Source organism: Roseibium sp. LAB1 (assembly GCF_054658235.1).
On the sequence record NZ_BAAGIB010000002.1, the window covers coordinates 169,008 to 181,598 of the forward strand.

The following is a 12,591-nucleotide window of genomic DNA, read 5'->3' on the forward strand; positions in this document are numbered from 1 at the left end:
CACATGAAACACGACATCATCACGGACGCCAAGAAGTCGATCAGCGGCGCTGTCCACACCGACCGCCGCCACGACAGCGCGGAAAAGCACGTTACCGGCCAGGCCGAATATTGCGACGATATCGCCGAGCCGCAGGGCACCCTGCACGCCTATCTCGGCACGTCCACGGTTGCCCACGGGCTGATCAGGTCCATGGATCTGGATGCTGTTCTGGCCGCTACCGGCGTTATCGGCGTGCTGACGGCGGACGATGTTCCCGGCTGCAACGACATCAGCCCGACGGGCCAGAACGACGAACCGGTGTTTCCGGTCAGAAAGACGGAATTTCACGGCCAACCACTGTTCGCGGTGATTGCAACAAGCCGTGACGCCGCCCGCCGGGCCGCGGACCTGGCGAAGATCGACTATGACGTTCTGCCGCATGCGCTTGATCCGGTCAGCGCGATGGAGGCCGGCTATCCGCATGTCACCGAACCGTTGAAGCTGGAACGCGGCGATATTGCACCGGCCTTCGACACGGCGAAGAACCGGATCAAGGGCCGGATCGAGATTGGCGGCCAGGACCACATGTATCTGGAAGGCCAGATCGCCTTTGCCATTCCGGGTGAAGACGATGACGTCGCAGTCCATTGCTCCACCCAGCATCCGAGCGAGGCTCAGCACATGGTTGCCCATGTGCTCGGCGTGCCCTCGAACGCGGTGACGGTCAACGTCCGCCGCATGGGCGGCGGCTTCGGCGGCAAGGAAAGCCAGATGAACCTCTTCTGCGCGGTGGCTGCCATTGCCGCGAAGAAGTGGAACCGCCCGGTGAAGATCCGTCCGGACCGCGACCAGGACATGACCGCCACCGGCAAGCGCCACGACTTCGTCATCGACTATGACGTCGCCTTCGACGACAGCGGCCGGATCGAGGCTGTCGACGGTGTTTTTGCGGCACGTTGCGGATATTCCTCCGACCTTTCCGGACCGGTGACGGACCGCGCGCTGTTCCACGCGGACAATGCCTATTTCTATCCGAATGTCCGGCTCACCAGCCGGCCGATGAAAACCAACACGGTCTCGAACACCGCTTTCCGAGGGTTCGGCGGGCCGCAGGGCGTGGTTGCCGCCGAACGCATGATCGAGGAGATCGCCTATGCGCTCGGCAAGGACCCGCTGGAAATCCGCAAGGCCAATTTCTACGGCGACCGCAACGACGGCCGCATCCTCACCCCCTATCATCAGGAGGTCGAGGACAACATCTTGCCGCGCCTGATCGGAGAACTTGAAAGCTCCTCTGACTACCAGGCCCGTCGCGAGGCGGTCCTGCAGCACAACGCCCGTTCCTCCATCATCAAACGGGGACTTGCGCTGACACCGGTCAAGTTCGGCATTTCTTTTACAGCCACCTGGTACAATCAGGCCGGCGCCCTGATCCACATCTACAATGACGGATCGATCCACCTGAACCATGGTGGCACCGAAATGGGCCAGGGCCTGAACACCAAGGTCGCCCAGGTTGTCGCCGATGCCTTTCAGGTGGATTTCGAGCGCATCAAGATCACCAGGACGACGACCGAAAAGGTGCCGAACACATCGGCCACCGCCGCTTCGTCCGGCTCCGACCTCAACGGCATGGCCGCGCTGAACGCGGCCGAACAGCTGAAGGAACGTCTGGTCGCCTTTGCCGCCGAGCGCTGGGACACCGGGCCGGAGACCATCCGCTTCCATAACAACATGGTCGAGATCGGGTCCGAGATCGTTTCCTTCAACGACCTCGTCCGCCAGGCCTATATGGCCCGTGTGCACCTGTCGGCGGCAGGTTTCTACAAGACGCCGAAGATCCATTGGGACCGTGCTGCCGGAAAGGGACGCCCGTTCTACTATTTCGCCTATGGTGCCTCCTGCTCGGAGGTTTCCGTCGACACGCTGACCGGCGAATACCGGGTGGAACGCACCGATATCCTGCATGACGTCGGCAAGTCGCTGAACCCTGTTCTCGACAAGGGCCAGGTGGAAGGCGCCTTTATTCAGGGCATGGGCTGGCTGACGACTGAGGAGCTGTGGTGGGATCAGGCAGGACGCCTCAGAACCCATGCGCCGTCAACCTACAAGATCCCGCTCGCGTCGGACCGGCCACGCCAGTTCACCGTGAAACTTGCCCAATGGTCGGAAAACCAGGAACGCACCATCAAGCGCTCCAAGGCGGTGGGCGAACCGCCCTTCATGCTCGGCATTTCGGTGTTCGAGGCGCTTTCCATGGCCGTTGCCAGTGTTGCCGACTACCGCGAATGCCCGCGTCTCGACGCCCCGGCGACGCCGGAGCGTGTGCTGATGGCCATCGAACGGCTGAAAACCCGGGAGTAAGTCATGACCCTGCGCTCCAGCCAGGCCGAGAGCTTTTTCGGCTCAGCCCATCCGATCGTCCGCGTCGTGCTGACACGGGTCCGGGGATCGTCTCCCCGGGAAGCCGGTACGGAGATGTTCATTGCCCCGGACAACCTCTTCGGCACTATCGGCGGTGGTCAGCTGGAGCATATCGTCATTACCCGGGCCCGTTCCATGCTGGCCGAGGGCACGCTTTCGTCAAGGCTCGACCTGCCGCTTGGCCCGGAAATCGGCCAGTGCTGCGGCGGACGGGTGGAACTGTCGCTCGCCCGCATGCGCAGAGCCGAACGGAACGCGGCCGTGAGCCGTTTGCAGGCCGCGGACGATGCCCTTCCGCATGTTTACGTGATGGGCGCCGGGCATGTCGGCCGGGCGATTGCCAACCTGCTGCAGCACGCGCCGGTTCACTGTGTGCTGGTCGACATGCGCAAGGAAGAGCTGGGGCAATGTCAGGCGCGCGTCGACATGCGCCTGCGTGCCATTCCGGAAGTGGAAATCTATAACGCGCCCGCAGGCAGCGCCTTCATCGTGCTGACCCATGATCACGGCCTCGACTTCCTGCTGACGTCCGCCGCCCTGGAGATCGGCCATGCGTCCTACGTCGGCATGATCGGGTCCGCCACCAAACGCGCCAAGCTGCGCTCCTGGTGCAACAGCCACTGTAATGGCCTGTCCATCGACCAGCTGACGTGCCCGATCGGCGCCACCGCCAGCCGGGACAAGCGCCCCGAGATCATTGCCGCTTTTGTCGCCGCAGAAGTCCTGACCGCCCTGACGACGGGCGCAAGTGCTGCCGGCGACACGGAGGAGGCTGCGCTGCTGGAAGCCGCGCAGTGAAACAACGGCCGCCCTGTCCAATGGGAGATGGAACAGGACGGCTGTCTTACCCTGAAAGGAGACCCGATATGCGGGTTGGGAGGTACGACTACAATCTGTTTTCGAGGGGGGACTTCAGCGCCTTTTGGGCGCTGTTCACCGATAACCTCGTAAACCTCATGGTCCTGGCGGGCATCTGCCAGTTCGTGTTCCAGATGCCGGCGGACATCGTCTACGGCAAGATCGTGCCGGGAGCTGCCATCGCGATCCTGGCCGGCGTCGTTGCCTATGTCTTTCTGGCAAAGCGCGCCGCCGTACAGCACGGCCGGGACGTGACCGCGCTGCCTTACGGCATTTCGACACCGGTGATGTTCGTCTATCTGTTCGGCGTTATCGGACCGATCTACTGGGCGACCAACGACCCGGTTCTGGCCTGGCAGGTCGGCATCGGTGCGGGTTTCATGGGCGGCATCGTCGCGGCCCTCGGCGCGCTTGTCGGCCCCTGGCTGAAAAAGGTCACCCCGCGCGCGGGCATGCTCGGCACCCTGTGCGGTATCGCGCTGGTGTTCATCGGCACCGTCCCGCTGGCAACGGTGTTCGAGAACCCGTTCATCGGCTTTGCTTCGATGATCATCATCCTGTGGGGCCTCGTCGGCCGGTTCCGCCTGCCGTTCAACATTCCGGCCGGCCTGCTGGCCCTGATGGTCGGCACCGGAGTGGCGCTCGCCACCGGGCAATCGACGATCAGCTTCGAAGGTGTCGGCTTCTATCCGCCGGTTCCCTATGTCGGTGACCTGATTGCCGGTATCCAGCATCTCTTCAACCATCCAGAACTGTTCCTGGTTCTGGTGCCGGTGCAGATCTACAATTTCATCGAAACGATGAACAACGTGGAGAGCGCGGAAGCAGCCGGCGACCACTATCCGGTGGCAACCTGCCAGATCACCGACGGTGTCGGCACCATGATCGGCGCGCTGTTCGGTTCGCCCTTCCCGACCACGGCCTATATCGGTCACCCGGCCTACAAGCGCATGGGCGCGCATGCAGGTTATGTGATCGGTGTTGGTGCGGTCATTCCGCTGGCGGCTTTCTTCGGCCTGCTTGCCTTCCTGAACCATCTGATCCCGGTGGCCGCTGCGGCGCCGGTGCTGGTGTTCGTCGCGCTCAGCCTGATCACCAACACGGCTCATGCGGTGCGGACCGACCATATGGCTGCCGTCACCATTGCGATGATGCCCCATGTCTCCAGCTTCCTGATCATCAAGTGGGGCTCGCTGATCGGTGCGCTCGGCGCGACCGGGGCAACAGGCATGCTGGCGCTAGGTGATCCGAAGCTGACCGCAGCGTTGCTGCAGCAGGGCGCCCATTACGAAGGCCATCTGGCGCTCAGCCAGGGGGCCATCCTGACGGGCCTGATCTGGGGCGCCATCGTTGCCAGCGTCATCGACGGCCGGTTCCGCAATGCTGGTGGCTTTGCCTTCGCGGCCTTTGCCATGGCTTCCGTCGGAATCATCCATTCGGCAACGCTGCACTGGCCGGAGTTCACGACCGTCAGCCTCGGCTACCTGATCGCCGCCGCCTTCCTGTTCATCTACCCGATCTTCCATCGTGAAGAGGCAGCAGAGCCGGAAGCCGAACCGATCGCCAACGCCCAGGTCAGCCCGGGCGAATGAACCAGACATCAAAAACCACTTCGGGGCGGATCTTCCGCCCCGAACTCCGACAAACGGGACTGTTCCAGATGCCTTCCGACCGCCTCCTTCTTCGTGGCCGCCTTCTGACCTTCACAGCCGAACCGCAAACCCCGGACGACACCTCTGCTTTCCAGTATATCGAGGATGGTGCGCTCTTGATCGAAAACGGCCTCATCCTGCGGCGAGGCAGCTATTGCGATGTCGTTGGCGAGGCAGGTGATGCGGAGATCATCGATCACCGGCCGAAACTGCTGATGGCAGGTTTCATCGACACGCATATCCATTTTCCGCAGGTGCAGATCGTCGCCTCCAGGGGCGCGCAGCTTCTCGACTGGCTGAACACCTACACCTTTCCGGAAGAAACCCGCTTTGCCGACGAAGGCCACGCAGCCGCCATGGCCTGCCGGTTCTTCGACCTGCTGACCGACCATGGCACCACCACGGCCGTTGCCTATTGCTCGGTCCACAAGGCATCGGCGGAGGCCTATTTCGAGGAAGCCGAACAACGCAACATGCGCATGATCGGCGGCAAGGTGCTGATGGACCGCAACGCCCCGGACGGGCTGCGCGACACGCCGAAATCCGGCTATGACGACACCAAGGACCTGATCGGCAAGTGGCATGGGAGGGGACGGGCGAGCTATGCCATCACACCGCGCTTTGCGATCACTTCGACCCCTGACCAGATGGAGATGGCGGGCGCCCTCGTCGCGGAACACCCCGATTGCTTCATCCAGACGCATCTGTCGGAAAACCGAAACGAGATCGCTTATACGCTGGAGCTTTACCCGGAAGCGCGCGACTACCTTGATGTCTATCAGCGCTACGGTCTCCTGTCGGACAAGATGCTGCTCGGCCACTCGATCCACCTGCAACAGCGCGAGATCGACGCGCTGGCCGAGACAGGCGCCCGGCCGGTGTTCTGTCCGACATCGAACCTCTTCCTCGGAAGTGGCCTGTTCGATGATGCTGGCCTGCGCTCAAAAGGGATCGTCAACGCCATTGCCACCGACATTGGCGCCGGCACCAGCTACTCCATGCTGCAGACCCTAAACGAAGGCTACAAGATCCTGCAGCTGCAGGATCAGAAACTGCATCCGTTCCGGGCCTTTCACTGGATCACCCGCGGCAATGCCGTGGCGCTCGGACTGGAAGACAGGATCGGCACCCTGGACGAAGGCACGGAGGCAGACATTGTTGTGCTGGACAGCTGCGCGACCGAGGCGATGGCCCTGCGCATGGAGCGGGCGTCGACCCTTGCGGAAGAGCTTTTCGTTCTGCAGATGCTGGGTGACGACCGGGCCATCGACGAGGTCTATGTCGCCGGCAAGGCGCAGAAAGGCAAGGCACCGGCGGTCACTCGGCCCGGACGGACACCGGAGCGTAAAACGCCTACCGTCCGCGAAAGGGACCTCGTTCTCTCCTGATACTCTGCCCTGTCGCCAACTCAGGTGTCACCCCGGGCGAGCAGCGCGAGACCCGGGGCCTACTCATTGCCAGAACATCTGCGTTTCGCAGCAGCGCTTCTTCGAAATGTCCCTCTCTTCAGCAAGCAGCTTTGCGAGTGGGCCCCGGATCGGCGCTTCGCTTGTCCGGGATGACCATCCCTGGAGAAGAGGTGACGGCACAAACGCCTTATCCAGCTTCGCAAAAATCGGCTAATGACGCCGTCCAACACACACGGACTTGCCAACTGAGGGCCAAATAAGTGTATCAATGCCTACTGCATTTCCGGGAGGCTTTGATGGCGAAAGATATTGTTTTTTATGACTACTGGCGGTCCTCGGCGAGCTATCGCGTTCGCATCGCGCTCAATCTTCTGAAGCTGGAAGCCGACTACCGGCCTGTAAACCTCTTGACCCGGGCTCATCTGGAAGACGAGTATCTCGCTCTCAACCCTCAGGGCCTGTTGCCGGCGCTGATTGTCGACGGCAAGACGCTGACGCAGTCGCTGGCCATCATCGAATATCTGCACGCGACGACGCCCGGTTCCAGCCTGATGCCGGATGATGTCGACGGCCAGTACCGCGTACGCCAGCTTTCCTATGCCATTGCCATGGAAATCCACCCGGTCTGCAATCTCAGCATCGTGGCGCATGTGGCCGAGTTGACCGGCGACGGCGACGAGACCAAGAAAGCCTGGATGCAGCATTTCATCAGCAAGGGCCTTGCCGCGTTCGAGACCCTTCTGGATGACAACGGCCCGTTCTGCCACGGCGATCAGCCGTCCATGGCCGACTGCTGCCTGATGCCTCAGCTATATAATGCCAACCGCTGGGGTGTGGATGTTTCCGGATTTCCGAAAATCCGGCGCGCGGCCGCCGCCGCGGAAGCGCTCGACGCGTTCAAGGATGCCCATCCGGACGCCATCGGCGCGCCGCCCGCCTGATAAAAGGCTAATTGTTGCGGCGTTCAGCCCGGTTTCCGGCCTGTCTGTTTTCTCCCGGTGTGCTGCCGCTCCTGCCCGGTGAATCGCTGCTCTGGCCAGGTGCGCTTGAACTGTTTCCGCGTGAGCCGTTGGAGAATTTTTCTCCTGCATTGCCGACGGCATTGCCGTTGCCCGGATTGTTGGGAACGCCAGCACTCGCAGGCGCGCTGCCAGGCTGTGCCGCCGGTTCTGGTGAACTGGAGACGGAATTGCTCGGCTCGGGGCTATTCGGCTCGGGGCTGCTCCGCTCGGGACTGTTCGGGTTGATGGTTGGTTGTCGCGGACTGAAGAGTGCGCGGAAAATGTTCCTGGGTTGCTGCTCGGGAACCCGATCGGGTGCCAGCCTTGCATTTTTTACGGTGCATCCAGACCCGCGCTGCCTGAACTGTCTGTTCAGGTTCGACTCATTCACGAGCAGCGGAAAGAGTGACTTCGACCGGTTCCTGAGCGAATCCGAATTCACCCGATCCTTTTTCACGCCGCGCCGACCGATAAGCACATAGTCACACCGGTTTCTGACTATCTGGCAGCGCCCGCTCCTGTCGCACGCCTTGATCGTGCCGCGCAACAGGGCGACATTGGTTCCCTGAGGCGTGATGGTCACATCGAAGGCCGTACCTCGCACACCGATCGTGCCATTCGGCGTCCTGATGCTGTAGGCGGAAGATTTGCTGCGCCCGCTGATGAAGCGGAAGGCGCCGCGCGTGGCACTTACTGTAAGTTTGCTTACAGTCTGCCCCGTGATCACAAAGTCATCGATCTTCACATCGGCATTGGGTCCGACAACAATCTTGGTGCCGTCAATCAGCCGGATCTGTGCGTTTCCGCTGGAGTTGGCCCGCAACCGGTCGTTCCTGAAAATGGACGTCATTGAAGCCAGGATGCGGGCATCGCTACCCCCCGTCGCCTTGACGGTCTTGCTTGCATCAACGGTTATGCCAACCTTATCGGCCAATGACGCCGTCGAACAAACGATGGATAACAATAAAACTATAAAAACCGGGGCAAACCTCATAACTCCCACTCCAGCCCAACCGAGCTGATTTTAACACATCCCTAACCATTAAACGAATCATTGCTAATTGCTCAGGTCAAATACAGATCTTTTTGTCAAGATAGATTTTTTTCAGAATTGCGTATTCTAGCGTAAAGTGGGCATCGGACATGGGAACGGTGTCGCTGCTGCCGAACACCCGTGTCGGTCAGGGGCATGCCGGTGGGAAAGACGCTTTTCAACTTGCTACGCAACAGGCACGTTTTCGTCCTGGGTCTGACGCTGATCCTCCTTTTCGGCGCCCGTGAACTACGCCTGTCCGATCCTCCATTCATTGCATCCCTGCGCTGGATCACCTTCGATACCTATCAGCGCTTCAAACCAAGGGAGGCTCTGGGCCAACCGATCCGGATTGTCGACATCGACGAGGAGTCGATTGCGCAGCTTGGCCAATGGCCGTGGCCGCGTACACAGATTGCCAAACTTCTGGAGCGCATTCAGAGCCTTGGCGCCGCCTGCGTCGCCTTTGACATGGTGTTTTCCGAACCTGACCGGACAGGCCCGGCAGGATTTTTGCGGGAGCTGGAGGAACGCGGCTGGCCCGGCCGCAACCAGATCAAGCCACTGCTTTCCGGAATCCCGGACAATGATGCCGTTTTCGTTCAGGCAATGGCCGGGCTGCCGACGATCCTTGGATTTTTCAACGAACCCAGATCGGCAATGGGATTGCCCGATGCCAAGGCCGCCTACGTCGTCCTCGGGGAAGACCCGACACCGCTCCTCAACCCGATCAGAGGCAGCGTGATGAGCTTACCTCCCTATCAGGCGGTAGCGAAAGGAAGTGGTTCGATTTCACTTGGGCAGGCGGATTCCGACGGAGTGGTGCGACAGGTGCCAATGTTCATTGCCGGCCCGAACGGCGAAAAATACCCGGCCCTGGCACTCGAGACGCTTCGTGTCGCGCTCGGCGACAAAACTTTCATTCTGAAAACGTCGGAAGCGAGCGGCGAGTTCAGTGCAGGAACACTCGCCATGACCGAATTCAAGGTCGGAGAGTTTCAGGTTCCGGTGACAGCCAATGGTCATCTGCTGATTTATTATTCGCACAATGACCCGTCTCTCTACCTCTCTGCAAAGGATCTTCTGAACCTGTCGGACGAGGAGCTGGCCCCCCTGATCGAAGGCCACATCATCCTTTTCGGATCGTCGGCCGCCGGGCTGCGAGACATCAGGCTCACGGCACTCGGCGAGAGCGTTCCGGGTGTTTTCATGCATCAGCAGATCATCGATCAAATCCTGTCGAATACTTTCCTCAACCGTCCCGACTGGGCGACCGGAGCTGAAATCGCGGCGTTGTTCATCGTTACGCTCATCATCGGTGCTATATTGCCGTCCACGGGCGCGATCCCATCAGCCACCGTTGGCGCCGTCCTGAGCGCGGTCGTCGGCGGCGGAAGCTGGCTTGCCTTTGCCAGCTATGGTCTCCTTGTGGATCCGGTCTTTCCCATGCTGGTTTCCGGACTTATTTTTCTGCTGACCACAATCTTGATGTTCGCCTTCACGGAGCGGGAAAAGCGGTTTGTCCGAAGGGCGTTCCAGCGCTACCTCGCACCGGACTTGCTCAAAAAGCTGGAGGAACAGCCTCAAACGCTGCGTCTTGGTGGCGAAATCCGCTACATGACGATGATGTTCATGGACGTGAGGGGGTTTACGCCGATATCCGAAAAGCTGCCTCCCGAAGAGGTCGTCGCATTCCTCAACAGTCTGCTTTCCCCGCTTTCAGACAGCATCCAGAAACGGGAAGGCGCAATCGACAAATATATTGGCGACTCAATCATGGCGTTCTGGAACGCGCCACTTGACGTCGCCGATCATCCGGTCAAGGCAGCCCATGCTGCGCTGGACATGATAAACATCGTCAAGGAACTCAACGAGCGAGACGCCTTCGGCTTCAAGTCCGGCCCCTACAAATTGGGCGACGTCCGTATCGGCATCGGCCTGAACAGCGGGCCTGGTTGCGTGGGCAACATGGGGTCGAATTCGCGGTTCAACTATTCGGTGATCGGTGACGCCGTCAACGTTGCGTCCAGGATCGAAACCTCCTGCAAGCAAGTCGGTTGGCCTATCCTGCTGTCGCAAACAACGGCCACCGCGTGCAAGTCCATGGCCCTTCTCGAAGCAGGGTCAATTGCACTCAAGGGCAAAGCTCAGCCTGCAACTCTATACGCGCTTGTCGGCGATGAGGCACTTGCCAGAACAAAAGAATGGCAGGCATTGGAACGGCTGCACGTGAAACTTATCGAAGAACGCACCCGGGTATCCACTCGCGCGGAGATCGAACGCCTTGTGAACGCCTGCCTGGCCGTGGCTCCGGTCGACTTGAGCACCTTCTACGACAGTTTCATGCCGTCACCCATAATCGAGGAACTTGCCGGGGAATAGCGCCGCAAGTCCCACGCCTGGCCCGGGGGTTCAGGCAACCGCTACCAGGTGCCGGCCACCGACATCTGTGTAGCGCACCCGCTCAACCGATTGCCCAAGCGGCAAGACCGGTGAGGGTATCTCCCCCGTCGGCACATCGAAAACGGTGCGCCTGCGTTTCGGGTCCGGGATCGGCACCGCCTTCAACAACCGCCTGGTGTATTCGTGCTGCGGGTTTTCAAAAACCTGGCGGCGCGTGCCCATCTCGACGATCTGACCGAGATACATGACCGCGATCCGGTGCGAGACCTGCTCCACAACCGCCATGTCGTGGGAAATGAACAGATAGGAGAGGCCCAGATCCTCCTGCAGCTCCTGGAGAAGATCCAGAACACGGGCCTGAACCGAGACATCGAGCGCCGAGACGCTTTCATCCGCCACAATGACCTTGGGCGAGAGCGCGAGTGCGCGGGCAATGCAGATGCGCTGGCGCTGGCCACCGGAAAATTCGTGCGGGTGACGGCTGATCACGTCGGCCGGCAGACCGACCCGTTCGAACAGCGACGCCACCTTGTCCTTGAGGTCCTTGCCGCGCGCCAAGCCGTGGATCACCAGGGGTTCTCCGACAATATCGCCAACGGTCATGCGCGGATCGAGCGAGGCATAAGGGTCCTGAAAGATCATCTGCATGTCGCGCCTACGGCGCTGCTGTTCTTGCGCGCTGCCGATACCGACATGATGTCCGGCGATCCGGATCGCTCCTTCCCAGGGCACCAGGTTCATGAGGGCCTTGCCGATGGTGGACTTGCCGCAACCGCTTTCACCGACCAGACCAAGCGTCTCTCCCGGCGCCAGCGTGAAGGACACGCCTTCGACCGCATGAACGCGGGAGGTCACCCGATTGAGCAGGCCGCCATGCAGGTCGAACCGGACGACAAGGTCTTCCACCTCGAGAAGCGGCGCTTCCGGTTGGGCGGATGTCTTTGCTGCGCTGTCGACACCGGTCATGGCTCCAAGCTTGGGCACGGCCTCCAGAAGATGCCTGGTGTAGCTGTCCGCCGGACGTTCGAACACGTCGGAGGCTGTGCCGCTTTCCACGATATTGCCGTGGTTCATGACAATCACCCGGTCGGCCATCTCGGCAACGACACCCATGTCGTGGGTGATCATGATGACCGCCGTGCCGAAATCGCGCTGAAGGTCGCGGATCAACTGAAGGATCTGCGCCTGGATCGTCACGTCGAGCGCGGTTGTCGGTTCGTCGGCAATCAGCACCTTCGGATTGCAGGCCAGCGCCATGGCGATCATCACCCGCTGGCGCATGCCGCCGGAAAGCTCGTGCGGATATTGTTTCAGCCGACGCTCCGGTTCCGAGAGGCGTACCGATTCGAGCATCGCCAGCGCGCGTTTGACCGCTTCGTGTCTGCTTACATCCTGATGCGCCAGAATGGCTTCGCGCAATTGGCGGCCAACCGTCAGCACGGGATTGAGCGAGGTCATCGGCTCCTGGAAGATCATGGCGATATCGCCGCCGCGTATGCGGCGCATGGCGTCCTCGCGCAGCTTGGTCAGGTCCTTGCCCTGAAACAGCACTTCGCCGCCGGACACCCGGGCCATCGGCTCTGGCAAAAGTCCCATGATGGACAAAGCGGTGATCGACTTTCCGGAGCCGGATTCGCCCGCGATACACAGGGTTTCGCCGCGCTTCAGGTCAAACGACAGGCCCTTGACCACGGTCTTGCGGCCGGAAGGCGTCGCGACGTCCGTGCGAAGGTCTCTTACGGAAAGAACGACGTCTTCGGCAACGGGTTCATGGTCTGGCAGTCTGGACATCCGGACGTCCTGATCTTTCTTGAATTCTGGAAAACGGG

8 protein-coding genes are annotated in these 12,591 nt (G+C 60.9%); 6 read left to right on the forward strand and 2 right to left on the reverse strand.

The window, feature by feature from the left end; genetic code table 11:
* Positions 1-3 precede the first annotated feature (3 nt).
* The 5 genes from xdhB (at position 4) to maiA (ending at position 7,266) form a co-directional block, all read left to right on the forward strand.
* Positions 4-2,346 (forward strand): xanthine dehydrogenase molybdopterin binding subunit, encoded by a 2,343-nt coding sequence (xdhB, locus tag ACYQ54_RS10800; protein WP_460082010.1) that lies wholly within the window; start codon positions 4-6, stop codon positions 2,344-2,346.
* A gap of 3 nt (positions 2,347-2,349) precedes the next feature.
* Positions 2,350-3,204: a xanthine dehydrogenase accessory protein XdhC gene (gene xdhC / locus ACYQ54_RS10805; RefSeq protein ID WP_460082012.1), complete on the forward strand. Its 855-nt coding sequence runs from the start codon at positions 2,350-2,352 to the stop codon at positions 3,202-3,204.
* 68 nt (positions 3,205-3,272) lie between these two features.
* Entirely contained in the window at positions 3,273-4,856 is a 1,584-nt protein-coding gene (locus ACYQ54_RS10810) for a permease family protein (RefSeq protein ID WP_460082015.1), read from the forward strand.
* Between the two features lie 68 nt (positions 4,857-4,924).
* Complete coding sequence (guaD, locus tag ACYQ54_RS10815) at positions 4,925-6,304, forward strand: guanine deaminase (protein WP_460082016.1); 1,380 nt, start codon at positions 4,925-4,927, stop codon at positions 6,302-6,304.
* 317 nt (positions 6,305-6,621) lie between these two features.
* Positions 6,622-7,266, forward strand: coding sequence for a maleylacetoacetate isomerase (maiA, locus tag ACYQ54_RS10820; RefSeq protein WP_460082018.1), 645 nt, complete (start codon positions 6,622-6,624; stop codon positions 7,264-7,266).
* Between the two features lie 7 nt (positions 7,267-7,273).
* On the opposite strand, the gene ACYQ54_RS10825 is transcribed toward maiA, so the two are convergent.
* Positions 7,274-8,320: a FecR family protein gene (locus ACYQ54_RS10825; RefSeq protein WP_460082020.1), complete on the reverse strand. Its 1,047-nt coding sequence runs from the start codon at positions 8,318-8,320 to the stop codon at positions 7,274-7,276.
* A gap of 201 nt (positions 8,321-8,521) precedes the next feature.
* Here ACYQ54_RS10825 and ACYQ54_RS10830 point away from each other — a divergent pair, with 201 nt between their 5' ends.
* Positions 8,522-10,741, forward strand: coding sequence for a CHASE2 domain-containing protein (locus ACYQ54_RS10830; protein ID WP_460082022.1), 2,220 nt, complete (start codon positions 8,522-8,524; stop codon positions 10,739-10,741).
* Between the two features lie 30 nt (positions 10,742-10,771).
* Here the strand turns inward: ACYQ54_RS10830 and ACYQ54_RS10835 are convergent, their stop codons facing one another.
* Positions 10,772-12,553, reverse strand: coding sequence for an ABC transporter ATP-binding protein (locus ACYQ54_RS10835; protein WP_460082023.1), 1,782 nt, complete (start codon positions 12,551-12,553; stop codon positions 10,772-10,774).
* Between the last annotated feature and the right edge of the window lie 38 nt (positions 12,554-12,591).

Excerpts from the sequence above, each read along its gene's own strand:
- xdhB (WP_460082010.1), top strand. The coding sequence starts at position 4 with ATGAAACACGACATCATCACGGACGCCAAGAAGTCGATCAGCGGCGCT.
- xdhC (WP_460082012.1), top strand. The coding sequence starts at position 2,350 with ATGACCCTGCGCTCCAGCCAGGCCGAGAGCTTTTTCGGCTCAGCCCAT.
- ACYQ54_RS10810 (WP_460082015.1), top strand. The coding sequence starts at position 3,273 with ATGCGGGTTGGGAGGTACGACTACAATCTGTTTTCGAGGGGGGACTTC.
- guaD (WP_460082016.1), top strand. The coding sequence starts at position 4,925 with ATGCCTTCCGACCGCCTCCTTCTTCGTGGCCGCCTTCTGACCTTCACA.
- maiA (WP_460082018.1), top strand. The coding sequence starts at position 6,622 with ATGGCGAAAGATATTGTTTTTTATGACTACTGGCGGTCCTCGGCGAGC.
- ACYQ54_RS10825 (WP_460082020.1), bottom strand. The coding sequence starts at position 8,320 with ATGAGGTTTGCCCCGGTTTTTATAGTTTTATTGTTATCCATCGTTTGT.
- ACYQ54_RS10835 (WP_460082023.1), bottom strand. The coding sequence starts at position 12,553 with ATGTCCAGACTGCCAGACCATGAACCCGTTGCCGAAGACGTCGTTCTT.